Annotated in this window: 23 protein-coding genes and 1 pseudogene; 9 read left to right on the top strand and 15 right to left on the bottom strand. The window is 68.7% G+C overall.

Annotated elements, in window-relative coordinates:
- Positions 1-111 precede the first annotated feature (111 nt).
- Positions 112-369, top strand: a pseudogene (locus ON37_RS34770) (helix-turn-helix domain-containing protein); the annotation flags it as partial.
- 55 nt (positions 370-424) lie between these two features.
- Here the strand turns inward: ON37_RS34770 and ON37_RS34330 are convergent.
- Complete coding sequence (locus ON37_RS34330; RefSeq protein ID WP_245553454.1) at positions 425-2,461, bottom strand: MmpA family trehalose lipid delivery protein; 2,037 nt, start codon at positions 2,459-2,461, stop codon at positions 425-427.
- 157 nt (positions 2,462-2,618) lie between these two features.
- Entirely contained in the window at positions 2,619-3,044 is a 426-nt protein-coding gene (locus ON37_RS31180; RefSeq protein ID WP_051032023.1) for an ester cyclase, read from the bottom strand.
- An 80-nt stretch (positions 3,045-3,124) separates the two neighbouring features.
- Here ON37_RS31180 and ON37_RS25315 point away from each other — a divergent pair, with 80 nt between their 5' ends.
- Together ON37_RS25315 and ON37_RS25310 are read left to right on the top strand one after the other, a co-directional pair.
- On the top strand, positions 3,125-3,628 hold the full coding sequence (locus ON37_RS25315) for a DinB family protein (RefSeq protein ID WP_085997388.1): 504 nt from the start codon (positions 3,125-3,127) through the stop codon (positions 3,626-3,628).
- Between the two features lie 82 nt (positions 3,629-3,710).
- Positions 3,711-5,042 (top strand): polysaccharide biosynthesis protein, encoded by a 1,332-nt coding sequence (locus tag ON37_RS25310; RefSeq protein ID WP_040722832.1) that lies wholly within the window; start codon positions 3,711-3,713, stop codon positions 5,040-5,042.
- A gap of 36 nt (positions 5,043-5,078) precedes the next feature.
- Here the strand turns inward: ON37_RS25310 and ON37_RS25305 are convergent, their stop codons facing one another.
- Together ON37_RS25305 and ON37_RS25300 are read right to left on the bottom strand one after the other, a co-directional pair.
- On the bottom strand, positions 5,079-5,753 hold the full coding sequence (locus ON37_RS25305; protein WP_210741293.1) for a dihydrofolate reductase family protein: 675 nt from the start codon (positions 5,751-5,753) through the stop codon (positions 5,079-5,081).
- A 25-nt stretch (positions 5,754-5,778) separates the two neighbouring features.
- The gene (locus ON37_RS25300) at positions 5,779-6,258 is read right to left on the bottom strand and encodes a MarR family winged helix-turn-helix transcriptional regulator (protein WP_040722830.1); all 480 of its coding nucleotides are present in this window, start codon (positions 6,256-6,258) and stop codon (positions 5,779-5,781) included.
- A 94-nt stretch (positions 6,259-6,352) separates the two neighbouring features.
- Here ON37_RS25300 and ON37_RS32000 point away from each other — a divergent pair, with 94 nt between their 5' ends.
- The 3 genes from ON37_RS32000 to ON37_RS25285 are packed head-to-tail and all read left to right on the top strand — an operon-like array spanning position 6,353 to position 8,161.
- A complete protein-coding gene (locus tag ON37_RS32000) occupies positions 6,353-6,991 on the top strand; it encodes an SgcJ/EcaC family oxidoreductase (RefSeq protein WP_083893269.1) in 639 nt (212 codons plus the stop codon).
- Positions 6,988-7,707: an SDR family NAD(P)-dependent oxidoreductase gene (locus ON37_RS25290; RefSeq protein WP_040722829.1), complete on the top strand. Its 720-nt coding sequence runs from the start codon at positions 6,988-6,990 to the stop codon at positions 7,705-7,707. The genes ON37_RS32000 and ON37_RS25290 overlap by 4 nt, the downstream gene beginning before the upstream one ends.
- A 10-nt stretch (positions 7,708-7,717) precedes the next feature.
- A complete protein-coding gene (locus ON37_RS25285) occupies positions 7,718-8,161 on the top strand; it encodes an SgcJ/EcaC family oxidoreductase (protein ID WP_040722828.1) in 444 nt (147 codons plus the stop codon).
- Positions 8,162-8,239: 78 nt separating this feature from the next.
- Here the strand turns inward: ON37_RS25285 and pgfA are convergent, their stop codons facing one another.
- Positions 8,240-9,388 carry a cell envelope lipid trafficking protein PgfA gene (gene pgfA, locus ON37_RS25280; protein ID WP_040722826.1) on the bottom strand — a complete coding sequence of 383 codons (1,149 nt, stop codon included), beginning with the start codon at positions 9,386-9,388 and terminating at the stop codon, positions 8,240-8,242.
- Positions 9,389-9,580: 192 nt separating this feature from the next.
- Between pgfA and ON37_RS25275 the strand changes: the two genes are divergently transcribed.
- Positions 9,581-10,780, top strand: a complete 1,200-nt coding sequence (locus tag ON37_RS25275; RefSeq protein ID WP_051032022.1) for an acyltransferase family protein — start codon at positions 9,581-9,583, stop codon at positions 10,778-10,780.
- Here ON37_RS25275 and ON37_RS25270 read toward each other — a convergent pair.
- The 4 genes from ON37_RS25270 to ON37_RS25260 form a co-directional block, all read right to left on the bottom strand.
- Complete coding sequence (locus tag ON37_RS25270) at positions 10,761-15,443, bottom strand: alpha-(1->3)-arabinofuranosyltransferase domain-containing protein (RefSeq protein WP_373282084.1); 4,683 nt, start codon at positions 15,441-15,443, stop codon at positions 10,761-10,763. The genes ON37_RS25275 and ON37_RS25270 overlap by 20 nt on opposite strands.
- Entirely contained in the window at positions 15,424-15,594 is a 171-nt protein-coding gene (locus ON37_RS31995; protein WP_083893268.1) for a DUF2613 domain-containing protein, read from the bottom strand. The genes ON37_RS25270 and ON37_RS31995 overlap by 20 nt, the downstream gene beginning before the upstream one ends.
- Before the next feature lie 106 nt (positions 15,595-15,700).
- Positions 15,701-16,801 carry an isochorismate synthase gene (locus ON37_RS25265; RefSeq protein WP_040722825.1) on the bottom strand — a complete coding sequence of 367 codons (1,101 nt, stop codon included), beginning with the start codon at positions 16,799-16,801 and terminating at the stop codon, positions 15,701-15,703.
- Between the two features lie 98 nt (positions 16,802-16,899).
- Positions 16,900-17,397 carry a universal stress protein gene (locus ON37_RS25260; protein ID WP_085997386.1) on the bottom strand — a complete coding sequence of 166 codons (498 nt, stop codon included), beginning with the start codon at positions 17,395-17,397 and terminating at the stop codon, positions 16,900-16,902.
- 303 nt (positions 17,398-17,700) lie between these two features.
- Between ON37_RS25260 and ON37_RS25255 the strand changes: the two genes are divergently transcribed.
- The gene (locus ON37_RS25255; protein WP_040722822.1) at positions 17,701-18,156 is read left to right on the top strand and encodes a hypothetical protein; all 456 of its coding nucleotides are present in this window, start codon (positions 17,701-17,703) and stop codon (positions 18,154-18,156) included.
- A 97-nt stretch (positions 18,157-18,253) separates the two neighbouring features.
- Here ON37_RS25255 and ON37_RS25250 read toward each other — a convergent pair whose 3' ends face one another.
- From ON37_RS25250 to ON37_RS25240, 3 genes are all read right to left on the bottom strand, one after another.
- On the bottom strand, positions 18,254-19,126 hold the full coding sequence (locus ON37_RS25250) for a hypothetical protein (RefSeq protein ID WP_157171583.1): 873 nt from the start codon (positions 19,124-19,126) through the stop codon (positions 18,254-18,256).
- 81 nt (positions 19,127-19,207) lie between these two features.
- Complete coding sequence (locus ON37_RS25245; RefSeq protein WP_040722820.1) at positions 19,208-19,753, bottom strand: type VII secretion system-associated protein; 546 nt, start codon at positions 19,751-19,753, stop codon at positions 19,208-19,210.
- A gap of 233 nt (positions 19,754-19,986) precedes the next feature.
- Positions 19,987-20,334: a DoxX family protein gene (locus ON37_RS25240; protein WP_040722819.1), complete on the bottom strand. Its 348-nt coding sequence runs from the start codon at positions 20,332-20,334 to the stop codon at positions 19,987-19,989.
- 127 nt (positions 20,335-20,461) lie between these two features.
- Here ON37_RS25240 and ON37_RS25235 point away from each other — a divergent pair, with 127 nt between their 5' ends.
- Complete coding sequence (locus ON37_RS25235) at positions 20,462-21,367, top strand: sigma-70 family RNA polymerase sigma factor (protein WP_040722818.1); 906 nt, start codon at positions 20,462-20,464, stop codon at positions 21,365-21,367.
- A gap of 127 nt (positions 21,368-21,494) precedes the next feature.
- Here the strand turns inward: ON37_RS25235 and ON37_RS25230 are convergent, their stop codons facing one another.
- The 3 genes from ON37_RS25230 to ON37_RS33125 form a co-directional block, all read right to left on the bottom strand.
- On the bottom strand, positions 21,495-21,905 hold the full coding sequence (locus tag ON37_RS25230; RefSeq protein ID WP_040722844.1) for a PIN domain nuclease: 411 nt from the start codon (positions 21,903-21,905) through the stop codon (positions 21,495-21,497).
- A complete protein-coding gene (gene vapB / locus ON37_RS25225) occupies positions 21,902-22,120 on the bottom strand; it encodes a type II toxin-antitoxin system VapB family antitoxin (protein ID WP_040722817.1) in 219 nt (72 codons plus the stop codon). Before vapB ends, ON37_RS25230 begins: the two co-directional genes overlap by 4 nt.
- 145 nt (positions 22,121-22,265) lie before the next feature.
- Positions 22,266-22,835, bottom strand: coding sequence for a hypothetical protein (locus ON37_RS33125; RefSeq protein ID WP_157171581.1), 570 nt, complete (start codon positions 22,833-22,835; stop codon positions 22,266-22,268).
- Positions 22,836-22,926: the final 91 nt, after the last annotated feature.

Raw genomic sequence — 22,926 nt, 5'->3', positions numbered from 1 at the left:
GACGGCCACCACCGCCGGCGACAACCTCGGCCGGCGGTTACCGCGAGCTATGCCCCGAGCGGGTTGAAGTCAGCGTCGCGCAGGCGGCTCGATGAGTGGGCTCTTGGATCGGTGCACCGACCACCTCGCCGAGGATTCGAGCCTGCGGGCGCTGGCCGAACGTTTCGGGGTCTCGCCGCGCACGGTGCACCGTCGATTCGAGAAGCAACTCGGACCACGCCCGCGGCCTGGGTACAGGAGCAACGGATGATGCGCGCCGCCGAGCTGTTGCAGACGACCGATCTCCCGGTCGCGGCCGTCGCCGCCGCGGTGGGCCTCAGCGATCCGGCCAACTTCCGCAAGCAATTCCGTTCGGTCACCGGCGTCAATCCCACCGGTACCGCGAGACCTTCGCCGCGCCGGTCGAGCATGCGCCGGGCAACAGCTAGGCCACGGCGGGTGGTACGCCGCGGCGACGAAGGAACCTGCCTGCCGGTGTGGGTGGGCGAACCGACCGGCAGCAGATCGCCGCGAACCCGGCGGCGAGCATCAGCGCCCACAGCGCGTGCGCGGCGAGTGAAATTCCGCGATCGGTTGCCGATGCCCTCGCGACGTCGCCCGCGCCCGGGATGCGGTAGAGGGTGAGGTTCGCGTCGGAGTACACCGGTTGTAGTTGGGCGACAGTGTCTTTCGAGTTACCCATGATGCCGGGGGTGCGGTGCTCGACCAGGAGCCACCCGACGCCTTGCCGGGCGAGTTCGGCCGGGTCCGCCCCGCGAAGCAAGGAACTCTCCACCCGTTGGGCGCGGACGCCTTCGCCGGCGACGATTCGGCCGCGGACGGGCAGGACGCCCGTCTGCAGCACGTCCGCGCGGAGCATGCGCGGGGCGGGGTCGAGGACGGGAACCGCTCCGCTGTAAGGGAATACCCGGAACATGCCGGCGGGAAGGACGGCGACATCGCCGGGCCCGCCGACGCGATCGGCCACCTGCTGCCATCCCGATGGATAGTGCACCGGGCGCAGGGCGCCCCCGACTCCCCAGGCGAGATCCGGGAGGGTGAGGATCAGCGCCGCGATGAAGGCGGTCGCCACAAGTGGTTGCGCGCCCGCGGGATTCGGCGCGACCCGGCCGATCGGTTCGGCGTCGCCGACCGCGGTGGCCGGCGGTGCGGCCCTTCGGTTGCGTGCGAACCGGATGCTCACCGAGCCGAGAGCGCGACAGCCGGCCGCCGCGCACAGTGCGTAGGCGGGCATGGCGAGCGCGACGTACTTCTGGGTGTCGCGCAGCAATCCGGCGCCGGGAACGCTCTCGATGAGGGATTCGCCGATCGAGAGCCCCCAGCCCGTCGCCGCCAGCGCCGGCAGCACGATGCAGACTGCGGCGAGCGCCACCGACATCCGTCGTGGATAGCGGGTGGACCGTTCACCGGCCGCCGTTACCGCGCGCACACCGCATCCGACGATCACCACCAGGACGAGCGTCGACAGCAGCGCGAACAACGTGGTCCGCGAGCCCGGTACCGCCGCGCCGTTCCAGATTCCGCCGAGCCCGGCCAGACTCCCCACCGTCGCGAGTCCCGGCTCGGCTCGCGCGGCGAACGCCGCGACCCCGGCCGGATCGGACGGCTCCGCCCCGCTACCGGACAGGGCCGTGGCCACCAGCCAGGGCGCGGCGCTGAACAGCCACACCAGGACCGCGCCGGCCAGGTGCCGCCGGCCGACGGCCAGCACGGTGACCAGTCCCGCCAGCAATGACCCGGTCGGAGTCAGTCCTGCCGCGGCGAGAACACCGCCGAGGAGCAGCCAGGAGCGGACCGCCGTCGGCCATCGTATCGGCTCGAAAAGCGCACGCGGCGATTCCGGCGCCGTCCTGCGGGTACCTGAGATGGGCGGCGACTCGGCAAAGTCCTCGGTGGCAGGTGCGTCGGAGTACTCGTGCGTGCCGGTTTCGGTAGCGGTGGCGCGATCAACGGAGACCTCCGATCGGTCGGTGGCGACATCGCGGGTGGCGTCGGGCCTGTCTGTGTCGACCTCGGCCCGCAGTGTTCGCTCTCGGGAAGGACTGTGCCCCAGACGTATTCGCTGGCCGAGGATGATCACCCAGGGCAGTGCGGCATATCCGGTCAGCAAGCTCCAGTGCCCCTGTAGCAGCCGTTCGGCCACATACGGATTCCAGATCGCGATTGTGGCGGCCACCAATTGCGGGGCCAGTGACACCCGCAGCAGGTTGCGGACCAGGCGGGCCGCGCCCCAGCCCGCCGCGGTGAGCGCCGCCAACAGGATGAGTTTCACGGCGAATCCACCGTCGACGACGACCGAGAGCGCGGCCAGCAGCCCGTCCTGCGGTACCGCCCGCGGCGCCGCATCGCCCAAGCCCAGCGCCGCATCGGTCGGATACGAGCGTGGCGTGCTGACCGCGTCGCGCAGCAGCAGATATCCGGATCCGAGGAGCGGTCCCAGCACGATCAGGGCGAGGAGCAGGCTGTAGAGCGCGGGAACGACGCCGGCCCACCGACGTGGACGGGTTGCCGCGGACGGCGACGCCCCACAGGTGCCATGGTTACGTTCTCCAGCCCCGGTCACGCTGAGCCACCCTACGTCGGCCCGAAACCCGCGGTACTCGCGCCGGTCGACCGGTTCAGATCCGGCCGCCGATCTGCCGCAGCAGCGTGAGGTCGTCGAATACCGCGCGCGCCGCGCAGATCTTGCCGTCGCGAAGGGTGTACATCCCCAACTGGGTGTACTCGACGCGCCGGTGGGTCGCGGGTACGCCACGCAGGTCGGCGGAATGGGTTCCCCGGATGGTGATCCGGGCCCACACTCGCTCGTCCTCGGCGATCAGTTCCTCCGGGGTGAAGGTGGCATCCGGTAGGGCGCGGAAGTAGTCGAGCAGGAACTCCCGGTAGTCGTCGACGGTGAAGGTGCTGCGCCCGGAGCGGGCCGCGAGGGTCGGGAAGGTGCAGTCGGGTGTGAAGGCGGCCCAGATGGCCGCCAGATCTCGGGTATCCGCGTCGCCGACGCGCAGGAAGTGGCGGATCGCCGCCTTGTTCGTCTCCTCGGACATTCTCGATCCTCTCGTTGATACCGTCGCAATGATACCAACGATATGATCTCACTGAGATGATGTCAACGGGTGGAGCCGAAATGGACCAGTGTTCGGAATGCGGATTCGACTACCGGCCGGAGCGGGCGCCGGAAGCTGCCGCGGCGATTCGGCGGGGTGCGGCCGACCTCGCCGCCGCGCTGACCGCCGGTGTCGATCCCGCGCGTCGCCGCAGCCCGCAACAGTGGTCGCCGCTCGAATATGCGTGCCACGTCCGGGACGTGCTGCTGGTGCAGCGGGAGCGGGTCCTGCTCGCACGCCGGGTCGACCGTCCGGTGCTGACGACGATGGGCCGGGACGAGCGCGTCGCGCACGACGGTTACGCCGAGCAGGAGCCGGCGCGGGTGGCGGAGGAGTTGGCGGTCGCCGCCCGGCTGCTGGCCAACGTGCTCGACCGGCTGACGGCCGATGACTGGGATCGGCGAGTCGAGTACAACTACCCCGAACGCGTCGAGCGTGACCTGCGCTGGGTGGCGGTCCACACCGTGCACGAGATCCGCCACCACCTGCTCGATGTGCGCCGCCAATCGGCGGACGCCCGCTGAATCACGCCGTCGCCGGCGCCCGGGGCTACGCGCCCGCCGACCTCGGCTGGGCCGGGCGGCGGCCAGATGGGAGCATGGCGGAATGCCTGCCCTGCGTCGTCTGCCCGTGGTCGCGGATATGACCCTGGTGACGGCCGGTGCGATGACCGCGAATATCGCGGGCTACCTGCTGCAACTGCTGGCCGGGCGCTGGCTGGGCGCCGCCGGGTACGGCGAGTTCGCGAGTCTGCTCGCGGTGCAGCTGCTCGCGGCGGTGCCGGCCCTGGCATTGCAGAACGTGGTGGCCCGGGAGTTGGTCCGCGGTGCGGCTCCGGCCGCGGTGCGCGGGCTGGCCCGACGCTGCGCCGTGATCGTCGCGGTGGCCGCGACGGTGCTGACCCCGATCGTCGCGATCGTGCTGAAGGCCGATATCGCCGCGGCGGCGGGTGCGCTCGCGGCCGCGCCGATTCTGGTCCTGCTGTCCGGCGAGCAGGGAATTCTGCAGGGGTATCAGCGTTTTCGCGCGCTGGCGATGATTCTCGGTGGTACCGGGGTCGCTCGCGTGGCTCCGGCACTCGTCGTTCTGGCGGTGGGCGGCGGCGCGGCTGCCGCATTGGGTTCGGCCGTAGTCGGTTTGGTGGTCGCGGCGGTGGCGGCGCGTCGGGTCACGCACGGGGCGGTGGGATCGTCGGTTCCGCCGGAGGCGACGACCCCCACTCCGCCCACCCCCGACGGGCCGGATTTCGCGGTCGGACCGAGCGATTCGGCCGGCCTCGGCACATCGGAGTCGGGTGTGCTCGCCGCCCCGCGCCGGGCAGCCGTGGCGACCACCGCCGGGGTGGCCGCCGTACTGCGCGCCGCGCAGGTGCAGGCCGGATTGATGGCGCTGTCGTCCGCCGATCTCATCGTGGCGCGGATCGTCCTGGACGAGGCGAACGCCGGTCGGTACGCGCTGGGCGCCATCGCCACCAAGATCGCCTTCTGGCTGCCGCAGGCGGTGGGGGTGGTGCTGTATCCCCGAATGGCCCAGCCGCAACATTCGGTGCGAGCCGTTCGTTCCGCACTGGGCGTTCTCGCCGTGGTGGGTCTGGTCGCGGTCGCGGGTGCGGCCCTCTTCGCGCCGCTGGCTCCGCTGTTCGCGGGGGCCGACTACGGGCCGATCCAGGGCTGGTTGTGGTTGTTCGCCCTCGACGGCGCACTGCTCGCGGTGCTGCAGGGTGCGCTGCTGTCGGCCATCGCGGTGGACCGGACCGCGCCGGCGGCCGTGATCTGGCTCGGACTGGCGGTCGAGCTCGCCGTCACACTCACACTCGTGCGCACGCTGCCCGGACTGATCACCGCCGCGACGATCACCGCGGGCGCGGCGACGAGCATCCTCGTGGCGATGGTGGCCCGGCACCACGAATCGGCCGCGCCCGATACCGAATCGGCGTGATCGGTGCGGGTCTCGCGCCCGTCCGGCCGCCGGTGATCAACCCGTGTGATCGCGCCGGAAGGTGATGTGGGTGGTGCCGCTCTCCGCTGTCTCGGCGGTCACCTCGTAGTCCGATTCCAGCCCGCGCAGCCCGTCCCACAAGCGAATTCCCCGGCCCAGCAGGATCGGCGCGATCGCGACGTGCAACTGATCGATCAGTCCCGCCGCCAGGAAGTCGCGAACCACCGTCGCGCCGCCACCGATCCGTACATCCTTGCCGCCGGCGACCGCGTGCGCGCGTTCGAGCGCCGCGGCCGGTTCGGCATCGAGGAAGTGGAAAGTGGTCCCGCCCGCCATCTCGATCGACGGCCGCGGGGTGTGCGTCAACACGAAGACCGGGATGTGGAACGGCGGTTCCTCACCCCACCAGCCGCGCCAGTCGGGATCGTCGGGGTGCGCGTGCAGTCCGAACATCCCCGCACCCATGATCTCGGCGCCGAGTTCCGCGAAATACGCTGCGGCATAAGCGTCGTCGACACCGGTCGTGCCTGCGCCGCTGGTGTCACCGAGCACGCGGGAACGGAAGGTGCGGGTGGCCGTGTAAGCGCCGACCAGACGGGACCAGTCCGCACCCATCGGATCGTCCGGGGTCTGATCGGTGGTGGTCGCGAAACCGTCCAGCGAGATGTTCAGGTCGGCGCGCACCGCGCCGCGCGGGGTGGGGTTCGGCAAGGTCGGTCTCCATTCGGTCCGGGCGCTATTCGGCTCGTTCGGTGGCCGGTCCGCCCGGTTCCGTGATCTCCTCGGCGGCTCGCTGGTAGGCGTCGGCCGCACGGGCGAAGTAGTCGAACAGCAGCTCCCGCTGTTGTGGGGAATAGCTTCGCACGATCTCGCCGATTCGGCGGCGAGCCGGAGCCAGGGCGCGGTCCAGGCCCGCGGGCCGGTCGACCGGCTCGACGATCACCTTGCGCCGGTCGTTCGGATCCGCCACCCGGCGCACGTAGCCACCCTCTTCGAGGCGGTCGATGAGCCGCGTGGTGGGCCCGGTGGTCAGTCCGGTTCGGGCGCCGAGTTCGCCCGGGGTCATCGCGCCGCTCAACTCCAGGATGTTCAGCGCGTACAGGTCGGTGGCACCGAGCCCGACCGCCTTCGCGCCCGCTTGCGCATGCAGCACAACGGAACTCAGATACCGCCGAAAGACCTGGCTGGGGTCGTTTTCACGAGCGGGAGTTGACACGGTCCCACCTTTCTCCTAATCTCTTCCTCAACGAAGAGAAATCTTCTAGGAAGAAAAATCTTCCACGCAGAGAGTAGCACGAAAGGGACCTCCCATGACCGCCAAGACCGAGCCGGCCGCCCCCACCGCCCCGGCGAAAAACCGTCGCCGCACCGTCGCCAAGGTGGTGGGCGCAACCGTGCTGGGCCTCGGCATCGCCGCCGCCGGCGGATATGTCTGGCTGGATCAGACCTCGGATGTGCACAACACCGGAGTGGCCGAATGCACGAGCGTGCGGGCAGACGGTGGCAGCGCCGAGGATCTGCGCGCGGTATGCGCCACCATCGGCGAGATGACCGCGGCCTGGGATCGCAACGATGCCGACGCCTACGGCGCGACCTTCACCGAGAACGCGACCTACACGACCTTCGTGGGCACCTACTACAGCGGCCGCCGCGATCTCACCGAGGCGCACCGCGCCCTGTTCAGCGGATTCCTGAAGGGCAGCAAGCTGGCCGATTCCTTCCTCGGCGTCCGGTTCTACGGTGACGACGTCGCCATCGTCACCAGCCGCGGTGATCGCTACGACGGCGACCGCCCGAAGGAGTTGTCCAAGACCCAGACCTACACCCTCGTCCGGGAAGCCGACGGGAAGTGGCGGATTGCGAGCTTCCACAACACCAAGCGGCAGTCGGTGTTCGAGCGGGTGTCCTTCCTGTTCGATCCGGCCACCAAGCCGGAGCTGGAGCGGTGAAGGCGTTGGTGACCGGGGCGAGTGCCGGCATCGGCCGGGCCTTCGCCACCGCCCTTGCCGAAGAAGGGTTTTCGATCACCGCCGTCGCACGCGGCGCCGAACCGCTGGCCGAGCTGATGTCGGACCTCGGCGCCGGACACGACTATCTGGCGGCGGATCTGTCCACCGCGACCGGAGTCGCGGAGACCTCCGAGTTGTTGCGCCGGGGCGGCTATTCCCTCCTGGTGAACAACGCCGGAACGGCCGTACCGGGCGACTTCGCCGAACTTCCGCTCGACGCCGCGCTGCAGACGATGGATCTCAACTGCCGGGCGACGGTGGCGTTGGCGCATGCCTTTCTCGCCACCGCCCGCCCGGGCAGCGCCCTGGTGAATGTATCCTCCACACTGGCCCTTTCGCCAAAGCCCGGAATGAGTGTGTACAGCGCCTCCAAGGCGTTCGTCACCACTTTCTCCGAAACCCTCTGGCACGAACAGAAATCGCGTGGCGTGCACGTGCTGGCGTTGTGCCCCGGCGTCACCGCCACCCGTGCTCAGACCGCCGAGGACGTCCCGCCCTGGCTGGTGCGATCGCCCGAGGACGTGGTCCGTCGAGCCCGAAAAGCCTTGTCCGACAAACAGGGTCCGGTGGTTCTCACCAGCCGGCCCGATCGTGTACTCACCACCGCCCTGCGGCTGCTGCCGCGCCGAACCGCCCTGAACCTACTCGCCGATTGAGGAGAAGATCATGACCACCGCCACCGACACCGCCGCCATCCGCGCTCTCATCGAACGCAGCAGCGAAGCCTGGAACCGCGGCGACGGCGCCGCCTACGGCGCCTGCTTCACCGCCGACGCCACCGACGTCACCTATGTCGGCACCGTCTATCACGGCGGCGCCGAGATCGGCAACGCCCACCAGGCGCTGTTCGACAGCTTCCTGAAGGGCACCCGGCTCACCGTCGAGATCGTCGAGATCCGCCGCTACGGCAGCGATACCGCCGTGGTGCTGACCCGTGGCGAATCGTCCAAGGGTAAGCCGAAGAAGCTGGGGAAGATGGCCACCTACACCGTGGTTCGCGAGAGCGACGGCGAGTGGCGGATCGCGGCGGTGCAGAAGACGCAGCGCAAGCCGCTGATGGAGGCGATCAGCTTCCGGATGCAGCCGGCGACCCGCCCGGCGCAGCGATAAGCCCCGAAAAGCGACAAACCCCGAAAAACCAGTGGCTCCCCGGTTTTCCGACCGGGGAGCCACTGGCGTGTCGAGACCCTAGAGGTTCTTGCTGATATCGATCTGCTGTGTCGGCGCTTCCGAGAAGGCCCGATCGGACCCGCCGGCCGTGCCGGGTTCGGGCTGCTTCGGCTTGCGCACCAGCCGGCCCGGCTTCGAGGAGCCGTCGTCGCCACCGCGCAGGCCCAGCACCAGGCCGGCGATCAGCGAGATCGCACCGAGCACACCGAAGACGATCGGCAGCGTGCGGCCGTACAGCGACAGCTCGTCCATGTACTTGCGCGCCTCGTCGATCTGCGACCGCACGGTGTCGTCGTCGAACACCAGCGTGGTGTTGATCGCGTTGACCTCCGGCTTGTCGGCGGTGCGCGCGTAGTACAGGTGCAACTGCTCGGAACCCTTGATCACGGTTCCGGTCTGCGGCTCGACCCACACGTCGCGGGTGTTGGTGTAGTACCGGTCCATCGTGACGTCGCCGTCGCCCGGCACGCCCCACTTGGCGGCCGGGAAGGTGAGCCGGTTGGTCGGCGTCGAGACCACCTTGGCCAGGTTCTGCGGCGGGATCTGCTGCTGGAAGTGGTAGACCTTCAGATCGTTGATCTCGGTCTCCTCGACGAACTTGATATCGAACGACTTGCGCGCGTTGATGTCGAAGTACGGGTAGGTCTGCTTCTCGGTGCCGATCGGGAACCGGTACTGCAGACCGGTGTGCTGCACCGGATCCGGGACGCTGTTGCCCTTGCTGTCGACAGTGACGGCGATGGAGCCGTTCGGGTCGTCGTCGATCGGCTCACCGGTCTTGCGGTTGATGGTGACCCGGTCGATGGTCGCGGTCAGCAGCCCGGTGTCACCGGTCTTGTCCTTGTTGCGCAGGGTCTGACCGGCCTGGATGGTCATATTGGTCTTGCCCGAGGGGTCCTCGACGGTGAGGAAGCGCTGCGAGATCAGGCCGACGTTCTTGTCGATCTTGACCGGGCCGTCGCCGGAGGTCAGCGATTTGGCGTCCAGCACCTCACTCGGTGCGTCCGGCTTGTTCGTCGCGATCGTGGTGATCTCGAGGTCGAGGGGAGTTTTGGCCAACTGGCTCACCCCATAGGTCGGGATCAGTATCGCTGCGACGATCAACAGCGCACCGAGTCCCACGAGCAGGCAGGCCACCGTCCTCTTGGTACCGGCACTGAGTGCCATGCAAACTCTCCTCGTCGTCGAACAAGCCTCGTCCGGGTGCGCTCATAACCGGGTGCGGTCATAACACAAGCACTCGTGAGCCCCGACACTAACAGTCCGGCACCTTAACCCGGCGAGCTGAGTACGGAAAACACCGCGAAAAAGTACGGGCGTCCGGCGGCGGCCGATGCCCGCAGGGCAGACTGGACCGCGATGACCGCAACGCCCGAAACCGCCGCACCCAGCACCGACGTGCCGGCCGGCGCCGCACCGCCGCACACCCAGGCGGCGTCCGGGACGCGCAGATTCGTTCCGGCACTGGAAGGTATGCGCGGGCTGGCCGCTCTCGGGGTGGTGCTGACCCATGTCGCTTTCCAGACCGGCGCCGCCGGGGAGCCGGTGATCGGCCGGGTGTGGGAACGATTCGATATGGCGGTCGCGGTCTTCTTCGGCCTGTCCGGGTTCCTGCTGTGGCGACCGCATGCCGCCGCGGCCCGCGGCCTGGGCGCGGCACCCCCGACCGGCCGCTATCTCCTGCATCGTGGCGCCCGGATCCTGCCCGCGTATTGGGTCGTCGTGTGCGCGGCGCTGATACTGCTGCCGTCCGCGGCACATTCGGCGGGTTTGCGGGTGTGGCTCGCGAATCTGGCGCTGCTGCAGGTCTTCGTCCCGCTGACGCTCACCGACGGGCTCACTCAGATGTGGAGCCTGTCGGTCGAAATGGCCTTCTATCTGGTGTTGCCGCTGCTGGCGTGGGCGCTGGTTCGGTTGCGCGGCACGGCGGCCCGGCGCCGGGTCGCCGCGGTGGCCGCCCTCGGGTTGGTCAGCCTGAGTTGGAATTTTCTGCCGGTGCCCACCCCGGATGCGATTCACGCGGACAACTGGTTGCCCGGATATCTGCCGTGGTTCGCCGGCGGCATGGTGCTCGCCGAGCTGGCCGAGATCCTCGCCGCCCGGTCCCGGGCGGGAGCCCCGGTGCCGCGCTGGCAGCGGTGGATCGGAAGTCGTCGGCTGATGTGGTCGCTGGCGGCGGTCGCGTTCGCGCTCTCGGCCACCGATCTGGCCGGCCCGGCCGGGCTGGCCCGCGGTACGGCCTGGCAGTACGCGATGAAAATGGGTCTAGGGGCCTTGATCGGATTCGGCCTGCTCGCCCCGCTCGTGGTCGGCCTCGCGCCGCACCGGTTGCTACAGAGCCGGGTGGCGCTGACGATCGGGCGCTGGTCCTACGGCATCTTCATCTGGCACCTGGTGGTGTTGGCGATGATGTTCCCGATCTTCGGATTCATCCCGTTCAACGGGGGCTTTCTGCACGTGCTGGCATTGACGGTGGCTTTCACGCTGCCGCTGGCGGCGGCCAGCTACGCGCTGGTGGAGGAGCCGGTGCGGCACTGGGTCAAACGCCGTTTCGGTTGACCCGCGGTCGCGACCGGCGCAGCGGATTCCGCGCGGGCAGGGCCGCGACCCCGACCGCCACCACGGCGACCAATGCGGGGAACTGTGCCCACAGGGAGCCGCCCATATAGACCTCGGACGACCGCCACGGACCGGTCGAGAGTGCGGCTTCACCCACCACGGTGCCCGCCGCGGCGAGGACGGCCAGGGCGATCGGAGCCCGCGGCAGGACCCGAATCGCGACCAACGCCGTTGCGGCGCAGAGACTTCCGACCGGACCGGAGACGAGGAAGGCGGCGATCGTCATTCCGGCGGCACCCAGCCACCAGCTGTCCCAGGTCCGCGGCGGCGGGTCGTAGCTCGTCGCGCTCGGCTCCGGGCCCGGCACCGCCACGACCGGCGCGTGATCCGGCGATGCCGCCGCTGCGCCCGGCGGTGAAATCGCCGCGTCGCTGCGCGGGGCTCGCGCGGACTCGCTCTCCGCCGTCGCCGTGCGAGCGGAGGTGGCCTCGGCAGCTGTCCCGGCGCGGCGGAAGACGCGAATTGCCTTGTCGTCCAGCCATCTACGCATGCGCGCCGGAACCGGTACGGCCAGCAGCACCAGGGGAAGCAACAACAGCAGACCGCCGAAGATCGCGAGGCGATACCAGCGGTCGATCGGGAATTCGATCGTGACCGGCCCGTGCGCACCAGCCGGGACGATCCAGCCCTGCTTCCAGCCGTCCACCACCACCGGCCGCAGCGCACGGCCGTCCGCGGTGTGCGCCGCCCACCCCACATTCGTACTCAACGGCAGAGTCAGCAGGCGCTCGCCCGGCGCCGCGGCGGTACCGGCCGTCGCCGGGAAAGCGGTGCTGGGCAAGCGCAGTTCATCGACCGAGAACAGGTCGGTCGGCGCGACCGTCACATCCACCGGTCCACTCGGCAGATCGACCGTGGGCCAGGAGAAGTCCGCGGGCCCGCTGTCGAGGTCCGGCGACGCCGGGCCGGCCGGGCAGACGGTTGCGGAAACCGGCTTACCGCTGCGCAATTCGTCGGCCGTCGCGGTGACGCTGGTGTGCAGTACGCGTCCCGCGACGGCGAGGGTCGGGCCATGATCGCAGTCGACGGTGACCAGCCGGTCGCCGGGCGCGGGCGCCGGAAAGTCCGGCCCGAGAACGGAGATCTCCGCGATCCCGGGCGGCTGCTGCTGGGTCAGGCCGAGGGCGGTGCGATCCAACACCGTTTTCCAGGTGTCGATGCTGATCTCGATGTGGTCGGTGACATATGGATGCAGGTCGAGCCGGACCGGGGTCGGTGGTGCGGACATCGGGGCCGGGGTATCGGTCGACTGCGGTTCCGGCGCCGGGGCGTTCGGGGCGGGCGTGGTGGTGGGCGATCGGCCGGGCGAATCGTTGTCGGCGGTCGCCTCCGGGTCGCGCCCCTTCGGTGCGGGCGGGATCTCCCGGACCTGCGGACCGTCGCCGAGGTTCACCGCGAGCGAGGTCGGCCGGGCGGGGAGCGCGCCCATCGGCGGCGTGACCTCCACCCCGGTCACCAGTTCCGGTCGTGGCAGTTGAATGGTCAGCGTCGGCTTGCCGCCCGCGCGGTTGCGCACGGTGTCCTCGGGTGCGATCCAGCTGGTTCGCGGGTCGCCGTCGGTGGCGGCGAAGGCGGACCCGCGCAGATCACCGACATCGGCCTTACCGCGTGCGACCGGACGCTCGGGATCGGTCAACAGCCCCTCCAGCGCCGGTCCCTGCCGAGTGCGCACGGTCAGCTGCGGGATCACCGTCGTCGGAGCGGGGACGCTGAGTGTTCGCTCGAAGGTTCCCGGTTCCTCGGCCGGCAGCGCGAGCCCCTTACTGCACCGGACCCGGTCGGGCGCGTCGAAACAGCCGCTGCGCCCGGGGAATTCCTGCCCGAGATCCCATCCCCGGACCGAGGAGCCCGGCGGCACCGGCGGCAGCACCGTGCGATGCCGAATATCCACCGGCGTCGGCGCGTCCCGATTCGAATAGTCGAACAGGTTGACCTCGCTGATGCCGAACTGTCCGCCGCCGGTGCCGTTCTCGGTGCGGGTCGCGGTGATGGTCAGCCAGTCGGTGCGCCCGGGCGGCAGCGAAACCGATACCGGCACACCGGGTTCGGAGATGCGTGCGGCAACCGTGCCGTTGGCGGTGCGCACCTCGATCCACTTCACCGGATCACCGATCGCCGCGGGGCTGGTGGTCACCCGCACCGCCCCGGCCGTGATCGGATGATCCAGGGCGAGCCGAAGCCATTGCCCCACAGCGTGTTCGGCGCTGGTGCTCAACCATGCGGTGGTGGGATCACCGTCGAATGCGGCCGCTGTCGAACTACCGGGCGCCGCCCCGCCGAGCTGGGTGGCATCGGCGGCGGAACTGGAGGCGGTGACGGTGGCGCCCGACCACTGCCCCTCGACCAGCGGTGTGCCGGGAACCGCGTAGTCGGGCACCAAATTGTGGGTGCGGCGGGCATCGGTCGGCGCGCGCAGCGCCGAATTGTGGTTGTCCACCCGGCCGAAATCGGCCTCACGATCCATCGGCGTATCGGTGACCGTGGTCGCGGTGGGGGTGAGCCCCGCCCGCGCCGCGTCGGCGGCCAACAGGGTGGGGCCGTGTGCGTCTCCGATGCGGCGCATCCGTTCCAGCACTTCCGGTCCGCCCTGAACCACCGGAACCGAATTCAGCGGGACCGTACGCGCACCCGGGAAATTCGCCGGCGCACCGGGCCCACTACGAATATCGGCGGGTGCGCCGGGCTCGTCGCCCGTTACGCGGTAGATCTCGATGGCGGGATAGGTGGGTCGCAGATCGCCGTCGGCGACCAGGCCGTCCCCGTGCCCGACCTCGATCGGATTGCCGAACTCGGCGACCTTCGTCATGCCGGGCGAACCCTCGATCGCCTCGTGCGCGAGCATCGGCCGGGTGGAGCGGGAGGTGTCGGGGTCGAGATCGTTGCGCAACACCAGGATTCCGATGCCCTGGTCGAGCAGCGTGGGCGCCAGGCCCGCCGACGGGCGACCGTCGGCGATCAGGCGCTGCACCGAATCCATGGCTCGGATGGCACCGGGCGGGGTGAGCGGCACCGCATCGCGCACCGCCCACGGGGTCGTGGCGAGCGCCTGCAGCGGTTCGTCGCGGGTCAGCCCCCAGATCTGACTGCCGAACGGCGCTCCCGGCACCACCAGGGCGCGCGCATCGGAGGCGTTGTGCGCCAACCACTGCGCGGTCTGCTGCCAATACGCCGGCACCTTGTCGTAGGCGCCGCGCGGGGCCAGCTTGCTGGTCCACGCCAACGATGTGGACAGCGCCAGCGCCGCCAGCAACAGCGCCGCCACCGCGACCATCCGATTCCGTTCCGGATGCGCGAAGGCCCGCCGCCACACCGGCATCGGCACCGAGGCGGGCAGCGGCACCCGCCGCAGCAGATGCGCGAGCCCGATCACCAGCGGAATCCGGATCAGCGGCTCCAGCTTGTGCACGTTGCGCAGCGGGGCGCCGCCGGAATCGAGGAAGATCCGGACCGATTCGGCGAAGGGTCCGCCGAGCTGCCCGGCGTAACCGGCGCAGATCCCGACCAGACCCACGATCAGGACGAGGGTGAATCGCCCCCTTGCCGGCATCGATCGCAGCGCCAGGCCCGCCATCCCCGCCGCGGCGAGCACGCCCGTGGCGAGCACCGCCGCGGGCTGGGTGACCAGCACCGCGCCCGCGATCCGCTCCGGGGAGACGTACGGGGTCCAACTGTCGGTGCCGCGCAGCACCTCGCCGAGTGAGGCCCACTGGGTGGTGACCCCGGAGGATTCGATGTAGTCCAGGAACGGCGGACTGACCTTGCCGAGCAGCAGCAGCGGCACCACCCACCAGAAGGTGCCGAGGGCGAGCAGCGGAATCCACACCCGAGTGAAGCGCCACCAGGTGCGATTCGGGCGGTAGGAGGCCCACCACAGGACGGCCGGCAGGAAGGCCGCGACGGTCGCGACGGCATTGACCGAACCCATCAGCGCCAGGGCGAGGGCGCTCGCGGCCGGTGAGGTGGCACCGCGCATCGATAGCGATTCGGCGGTCGCCCGGGGCGGCAGCAGCCGCCGCCATCCCGAGCGGGCCGGATGCGCCCGCGGCAGGCCGACGACCCCCAACGCCGCCGGCGCGAGCAGCACCCACGGCGCCAGCATCATCGGCAAAGTTTCCGACGAGATCGAGCCGAGCGTGGTCAGCACCCGCGGCGACAACGCGAAGGCGATCGCCGCGACGACCCGAGAACCCCGGGTGCCGATGCCGAGCACCTCGCACAGCCGGACGACGCCCCAGAATCCGGCGAGGACGAGCAGCGCCCACCAGATCCGCTGGGTCGTCCAGGCCGGGATACCCAGCAGGTGGCCGAGCGAGAAGAAGGCGCCGTGCGGGAAGAAATAGCCGTAGGCCTGGTTCTGCACCTGCCCCATCGGAGCCTGACTACTCCACAGATGAGCGGCGCGTTCCAGGAACCCGAGCGGATTCTGGGCCAGGTCGTACTTGGTGTCGGCGACGGTACGCCCGGGCGCCTGCAGAAAGGTCAGCAGGAAGGCGACGAGAACGGTACCGGCGAACCAGCGCCGGCCCAGTGGTGCGGTGGCCGAGGACGGGGTGTCGGCGGGTCGGGCAGCGGTGGTCGCAGACTCAGCGAGCGCCGTACTCAACGTTGTTCAGCAGCGACGACGAGGCGTCGCCACTGCGATCCACCTCGGGCCGCGAATTCTGTGCTGTCGCCGTCACGACAATGAACACCGCGATCACGCCGAGCAGTGCTCCGGCGACGGCGCTCGCAACCCCCGGGACGGCAAACTTCATCGCGTACTCCCAACATCGACACAGGCGTCTTGCGAGCCAACCTACAACATGGACCGGCCCCGGTGGACACGCAGCACGCCCGAGACGCCGTTCGGCGCTCGCCGGTTCAGCTCGACTGATCCGGGACCGCGCAGGCGAGACCGTTCAGCAGGGTCCGCAGTTTCGCCGTGGTTTCGTCCAGTTCGGTGCGCGGATCGGAGGCCGCGACGATCCCGCCGCCGCCGTAGGCCTGCACGGTGCGGCCGTCGGCGGACAGCTCCGCGCAGCGGATCGCCACCACCCAGGCGCCGTCACCGCGTCCGTCGCACCAGCCGACCGCGCCGCCGTAGAAGCCCCGCGGCTCCTCGATGTCACCGATGGTGCGCAGCGCCAGCTCGGTCGGTGTGCCGCAGACCGCGGGCGTCGGATGCAGCAACAGCGCCAGATCGAGGGCCGTGGTGGCCGGGTCGCGCAGCCGCCCGGTGATGGGCGTGGCGAGATGCCACACCTCGGCCGTGCTGACCAGTTCCGGCTCTCCCGGGATGGTGAGTTCCGCGCAAACGGGGGTGAGCTGTTGCCGGATCCATTCGATAACGAAGGCGTGTTCCTCGCGATTCTTGCTGCTGGACAACAACTCCCGCGAACGGTCGGCGTCGCGGCCGGGGTCGGTGTGCCGGGGCAGGGTGCCCGCGAGCGGCCGCAGGGTGACGGTGTCGCCGTGGCGTGTCACCAGAATCTCCGGTGTGGCGCCGACCAGGGTGGCGCCGGCCCGGCCGGCGGGGGTGAGGTCGACGGCGAAGATATTGGCCTGCGGATGACGGACCTGCAGATGCGCGGCGACCACGTCCGGTTCCAGCGGTTGTTCGGCGGCGGCGACCAGCGAGCGTGCCGCCACCACCTTGCGCAGCGGCTGCCCGGGGTCGGACAGTTGCTCGACCAGTTTCGTCACTCGCGCCATATGTTCGGCGGGACTGGGGATTTCGGCTACCACCCGGACTTCGGGCAACGATGGGAGGGCGGCCGGTCGCCACGGGCCCGCGGTATGCGACGCGTGCGCGGGTTCGCACAGGGCGGCCGGATCGGCCGGATCGAACGGCACCGCGCCGACGATCAGCTCCACCGCGCCGTCGCGCAGGGCCGCCGCTGCCCGCCGCGCATCATCGAATGCGCGCCGGGTGCCGGCCGTGCGGACCACGCCCCCCGGTTGTGCGAGCAGAAATCCGTCCATAGTTTCCCGACCCTAGTCGTGCGCCGCATCGGCGGCGTCCGGGTAGCGATACACGTCTCATGTGGGCAGCGGCACGCTCGGGGCCGGAGCGCCCGAATCTATCCGGCGAGATCGCTGACCGGAACAGGTTCTTTTCCGGGAGGTACCAGCAGAATCGGCCGGTGGCAGTGTTTCAGCACGGCCTCGGCGACGCTGGAATGCAGGAGCGCGCGAATTCCGGTCGCCCCCCGCGTACCCGCGACGATGATGTCGACATTCAGTTCGTCCGCGACGTCGACGATCGCATTCCAGATGGTCGAGGTGCATTCGGCTGTGCGCGGTTCGGCATTCAGCCCCGCCAATTTGGCCAGCCGTACGCCCTCGGCATTGATCTGCTTGGCATCGACGTAGGCGATATCCTCGATCTCCTCGTCCGGCAGCCATTCCGGCTGCATCACCCCGGAAAGTCCGGACAACCGCGCCGCCTGCCGCACCATCGGCTCCCAGGCGGTGAGCACGATCGCCCTCGGGGCGGACAAAAAGCGCCCCGCATATTCCACGGCCCGCTTCGCATTCTCGGATCCGTCGTACGCGATGAGCATCAAGTCGCAAGCCACAACGACCTCCCGGACTCGCCTGCCGTAAGCCGATTATGCCCCGAGACTACCCGCGCCATCTGCGCGAACACGGGAAGTCGATCGACCTTTGCCGATTCGATCCGAGATCGCCACCCGTCGTTGCGCGGATCGACGAGGGACCGCCGCGGCGGCTCGCCGAGTGGTGAAGCTCACTCGTGGCTGACAATTCGCACGCGATTCACCGAAAGACGTGTAACTGCTGACATTTTCGGTATTCACTGGAACAACCGACGACCCGGGCCGGCAACGGGACCGGGACATCGACCGGGAGTGAGGTGCACCGTGCGATTGAAAGAGATTGCCACGCCGCAGGATTGGGCCGATACGTATCGCGAGTTGTTCGGCTTACCCTACGTCCGCGTCACCTCCCCCGGATATGTCGTATTACCGCTGGTGGGTCCGGTCGCGGCGGTGAACACGCCGGAACCGCTGGGCGCGCTGCTCCTCGGGGAATTGACCGTGCGGGGGATTCCGGGCCCGGTGCTGGTGCGGGAAAATCCGCCGCGGCGAACCTTTCTCGCGGTATTCGACGGATATCCCGATCCGGACCGCAACGGGCGGCTGCAGCGTCACGGCGTCGATATCGGCTCCCACCGCAGCAACGTCATTCTCCCGACCGGCTTCGGTCGCCACACCCACGAAGGACGCTGGTGGGCCAGGGCCCCGCAGCGGGACGAATCGCTGCCGCTGCTGTCGGAGATCCTCGTGGCGGTCGAACGGGTAGCCGGCCGACACTGACCGCACGCCACACGGCGGCGGCAGTGGAGTCAGGCCAGGACGCCGCGGCCGAGCAGCGCGCCACTGAAGACGAGGGCTTGCGCACGCTGATACCTCGTCAGGGCTCTGCCCATGATTCGCGGGTTCCCGGCTTCGCTCCCAGGCGTTGCCATGCGGGACTGTCATCGGTTTTGTGCACTTCGATCCCGGTCCGGCCTGGGATGACGTGATCCCTCAGCGCACCCTCCACGGTTCTCGGGTCACCGATCGTGGTGGACACATCGCCGGTGGGTACGTACATCTCGGGACTGCCGATGCTGGTTCGCAGATTCTCGATGTGCGCGTCCGCGGAGCTGGGAAAGCTCTTGTCCGGCAGCAGCACTACCGGGCCGGCGTTCTTCTGGGCGGCTCGTGCCAGCTGTTTGTTCGCTGCCTGTATTTTCAACAGCGTTTCGTCATCTACGGCGACGGTCTCGGTCTTCCGCCATCCGGTTTTGACCGTCAGCAGTCGGCGCCGGCCGGGGGCACCGTTCGGCGAGTGGGTGGTCTCGCCGCTCACAGGCTCCGTCAACGACCGACTGCGGACGAAGGTGTTGTCCTCCGGCGGCCATCGCCGAACCCACGGCGCGGTATCCAGGTTCCAACCGTCATCGGTGGCTCTCTTGAATTGGACATCGTCGGGTCTGACGATGTTGTACCCGTGATCCTCCCCGTCGTATGCGTACTTCCCCTTCGACCACTGCTCCATGTGAGCGGCGTCCTCGACGGGGTAATCGACGACCAGTGCGGGTTTCTTGAACCTTTGCTCCGCCCGCCGCGTCTCACTGACCACCTGGGAGGGGCGAAACGTGACTTCCCGGTCGGGTACGAAGTTCTCGACCGGAATGGCCTCGAGGCGGTGAAACCCGTTCGCACCGAACTCGTCGGTTGCGGTGGCTGTCCTGCCGGCCGTGTCGAGCTTTCCCGCGGTTCCGACGTACTTCTCCGCCAAGCCGCGCGACTCCTTGCCGGTGAGTTTGATCAGCGGATCGATGAGTAGCGATCTCAGCCGTTCGGTGAACACGGCATCACCTCACACTCGGGGTGCGGGTGGTCGCAGCGCGGCGACGGTCAGACGACACGACGCAGGACTGTTCGGGTTGATGAGGACTTCCACGCCGGCGGGAACCGCGTCGGCAATCCTGTCGCCCACCAGTGGACGCCATCGATCCACTTCGACGCCCTGCCGATGCACTGCGGCGGTGGTGATCAGCACGCATGGCACATCCTCCGAGGTGCAGAGCAGCGGGCGGCCGTCGGCATCGCATCCGATATCGACAACCGAATTCCACAAAGTAGCGATGAAGTCGCGGATCAGGTTTCGCTTGTCGATCGATTGCGAAGGATCGGCCGCCGCCTGACGCAAGATCGCATCGAGCGGATCGGAAGGCCACGACTCGTCGGCGGGCAGGTAGGCGAGGTTCGGTTCGAACGGCCCCGAACGGCCGTCCTCGTCGATCTGCCAGCCTCCGATGATCGCTTCCGGTGGTAGTTCCTGTTGTGTCGCCTCATCGGTCCCCCAGCCCGGCGCGGTCAAGACCAACCAACGCTTCTGACGGTCGGGCTGATCCGTCGTCATCACATTCCTATCCGATCCGGCCGGCATCCTCGGACGCAACGCGCGAACAAAAACGCCTTGTTCAGAGTGCCCAACGACGATAGTTCACTCGGGGGTCGACTTGCCCGGACGGCTTCTCAACGACGAGGGCTGGGTGCGGGTCCGGGCGCCGTCCTTGCCGCCGAACACCCCAGGAGAATTTCACGCTGGTGCCGGATCTCGCGGGCTCCGACGAACTCACTACCGGCCGGCGCTCACGCCGCCGGAAACAGGCTCACCGTCGCCACCGCGAGCAGCAGACACGGCATCGGATACGGGATATGCGTGTACCAACGGGCACGGACCACGGTGAATACGGCTCCGAGGAAGTACAGCACCAGCCCGATGCCCGCAGCGAGACCGATCGGCGGGACGGCCAGCCCCACCAGCAGGCCGAGTGCGCCGACCGCCTTGATCACGGCCAACGGCAGCAGCGCCCATTCCGGGACCCCGTAGCTGCGCATATTGCCGCGGACCCACTCCGGGGCGACGATGTCGACGACGGTTGTGCCGAACACCGTCGCGGCGGCGACGACGGTGACGATCACGTATGTGGTGTGCATGGCACCCTCCTGTCCTTCGGTGCCCCGATCTGCCATCGTGGGTCGAGGGCCGACCTCACGGCGCGGACGAACAGGGCGGAATCGTCGGCGCATCCCTTCGACGTGTGAAACCCGAGAAAGGTGACCGGTGCGCGATCGGGACGACTTGGCGCGACGCTTCGAACAGCACCGCGACCTGCTGCGCGATATCGCCTACCGGATCGTGGGATCGCTGGGGGAGGCCGAGGACGCGGTGCAGGAAGCCTGGTTACGCCTCGATCGGGCCACGGCAGCGGGTCGCCGGGCGGGCGAAATCGGCAATCTCGCCGCTTGGCTGACGACGGTGGTTTCGCGAATCTGCCTGGACCAGTTGCGTTCCCGCGCGGCGCGGAACGAAGAACTCGTGGATCCGGCGAATCCGGGCGCGGCGCCGGCAGCCGGCGGCGTGCGCTACGCCGAGCCGGAAACCGAAGCGGTGCTGGCGGATTCGGTCGGCCGCGCCCTGCTGGTGGTGATGCGCGCGCTCGGCCCCGAGGAGCGCGTCGCCTTCGTGCTGCACGACATGTTCGCCGTCCCGTTCGACAACATCGCCCCGATCGTGGGCCGCACCGCCGCGACGACGAAGAAACTGGCCAGCCGGGCCCGGCACCGCGTGCGCGGCGACACCGCGATACCCACGACCGAACTCGCCCGGCACCGAGACGTGGTCGACGCATTCCTGTCGGCGGCGCGGGCCGGTGACCTCGACGCCCTGCTGGCAGTCCTCGCCCCCGATGTCGTGCGGACCGCGGACCGCGCGATCCTGCCGCCCGGCATCGCACCCGTGGTGCGCGGCGCCGCCGCAGTGGCCGAGGAAACGGTCTTCCTACGCAACCGTTCTCAGGCCGCGGGCCTCGCGCTGATCGACGGCACGGTCGGAATCGTCGTCGCCCCGGCCGGACACCTCGCCGCAGTACTGCGGGTAACCGTGCACGACGACAAGGTCACCGCCTACGAGGTCGTCGCCGACCCCGAGCGGCTGGGCGCGCTGACAGTGACTGTATTGCCGTCGTAGTCCGGCACCGGCTCGGTCACGAAATTTCTGGGCCGCGACAGGCTTTCAAGTCTCCGAGTGGGTGCCGTGGGTACGGGGGGACGGCGGATGCAAGCGCGTCAGAAGCGCTGGATCGGGGCCGCATCGGTCAGAAGCGGAGCCGTTCGACGGGCTGCCCGGTGATCTCGGCGATGAGGTCGAAATCCTTGTCCGCGTGCAGAACCGTGAGTCTTGCGCCTTCCGCGGTTGCAGCGATCAGCAGGTCGGGGATTGATGGTGCGCGGTGGTGACCGCGGTCGGCGAGAGTGCGTAGCACCTCGACTGCTCGACGTTCGCCTGCGGGTGTCATGTATTCGATCGGCATATGTGCCAATGGTGGGAGGTCGAGTAGATCGGCGAGGTCGCGTGTGGTTTTAGCGGAGTAACCGGTCTCCAGGACGGTGACCGTGGAAATGCGAACGAGACCACGCTCGATGCGTTGCGCCCATTCGTTGGCGTCGGGAGACCGGCCGAGTCGCACCAAGGCAGACTTGTCGATCAACCACGGGCGAGCGCTCACGACCACGCCTGACGCATGACATCCGGATTGTCCAAGTCCTGCGCGAGTGCTCCAAGCCGCTCTAGGTCGCGGGTCGTGACAGTCGTCGTGGGGCGGAAGTCCCTCTCGAGCCATCGTCGCAGGAACTCGCTGCGAGACAGTCCCGCCTCCCGGGCCCGGCGATCGATCTGCTCGATCTGCGAATCCGGAATGTCCCGGATCAGAATATCTGTCATAACAACCTCCTGATATCGATGATATCGGTGTGGCCTGCGAACGTCGACAGCCCCGGGCCTCGTCGCCGGCCGTTGTCCGCGTCTGCGGGGTACTTTCGGCACAGGGATCACAGCTGCACAGGGCGTCGGCCTGCACAGCAGTCCTCTACTTCGACCATCCCGGGGAGAAGGGATGAATCTCCGGTGGTTCATTTTCGGTTCGACTCGGTTTGGGTGATGGCCCTCCCCAACGCGACTCTGCCCATGCGAGACATAACGCGCGATAATTGTCCAAATTGTCCTGATAGTGCACGAAGACAAGGTTCGAGAACACGTCTTCAGTGGGGCGGGCTGCACGTCCCGGTGGACCGAGGATGGGCGGGCCGGCAGGAATCAGCGATGGCTCATCTTTTTTCGGCACTCCGCTCGGGGCGTCGGCAATCTGCACAGAGATGGCCTCGAGGTTTTCTTTCCTGTGGTTCGGATCGGGTAGGGGATACTTGCCGTCGACGACGCTGGTCGTCTCGGACATATCCTTGCAGACAACCCAGAGTGGCCGCGCCACCTCCTTGTACGGAATGAGATGCAGGTAAGCAGTCCCGATGCCTTCGCGCATCTGATGCGGAATTACAGCATCAGGGTTCGAGGCGTCATCGGCGGCGCGCCATCCAGGATAGCCGTAGTCACGATTCAGGAATTCGGCAATCGTATTGCTCTCGATGGTTGCGCGCACCATCTGCGCGGACGGCGAATCTAGATCGACTCCATCGGGTGCGGTCCACCGGAACGAAATCGACCATTGCGGTACCGGGCGTGAATCTTCATCC

This window comes from Nocardia veterana NBRC 100344 (genome assembly GCF_000308855.1).
Classification (GTDB): Bacteria; Actinomycetota; Actinomycetes; order Mycobacteriales; family Mycobacteriaceae; genus Nocardia; species Nocardia veterana.
The sequence above is the reverse complement of the archived record's forward strand: the minus strand, read 5'-3'. Positions and strand labels throughout refer to the sequence as shown.

Coding starts and splice junctions, on each gene's coding strand:
- ON37_RS31180 (WP_051032023.1), bottom strand. CDS start 3,044: ATGTCCGAGGAGACGAACAAGGCGGCGATCCGCCACTTCCTGCGCGTC.
- vapB (WP_040722817.1), bottom strand. CDS start 22,120: ATGACAGATATTCTGATCCGGGACATTCCGGATTCGCAGATCGAGCAG.
- ON37_RS25310 (WP_040722832.1), top strand. CDS start 3,711: ATGCCTGCCCTGCGTCGTCTGCCCGTGGTCGCGGATATGACCCTGGTG.
- ON37_RS25285 (WP_040722828.1), top strand. CDS start 7,718: ATGACCACCGCCACCGACACCGCCGCCATCCGCGCTCTCATCGAACGC.
- ON37_RS33125 (WP_157171581.1), bottom strand. CDS start 22,835: ATGGTGCGCGCAACCATCGAGAGCAATACGATTGCCGAATTCCTGAAT.
- ON37_RS25265 (WP_040722825.1), bottom strand. CDS start 16,801: ATGGACGGATTTCTGCTCGCACAACCGGGGGGCGTGGTCCGCACGGCC.
- ON37_RS31995 (WP_083893268.1), bottom strand. CDS start 15,594: ATGAAGTTTGCCGTCCCGGGGGTTGCGAGCGCCGTCGCCGGAGCACTG.
- pgfA (WP_040722826.1), bottom strand. CDS start 9,388: ATGGCACTCAGTGCCGGTACCAAGAGGACGGTGGCCTGCCTGCTCGTG.
- ON37_RS25245 (WP_040722820.1), bottom strand. CDS start 19,753: ATGACGACGGATCAGCCCGACCGTCAGAAGCGTTGGTTGGTCTTGACC.
- ON37_RS32000 (WP_083893269.1), top strand. CDS start 6,353: ATGACCGCCAAGACCGAGCCGGCCGCCCCCACCGCCCCGGCGAAAAAC.
- ON37_RS25275 (WP_051032022.1), top strand. CDS start 9,581: ATGACCGCAACGCCCGAAACCGCCGCACCCAGCACCGACGTGCCGGCC.
- ON37_RS25240 (WP_040722819.1), bottom strand. CDS start 20,334: ATGCACACCACATACGTGATCGTCACCGTCGTCGCCGCCGCGACGGTG.
- ON37_RS25315 (WP_085997388.1), top strand. CDS start 3,125: ATGGACCAGTGTTCGGAATGCGGATTCGACTACCGGCCGGAGCGGGCG.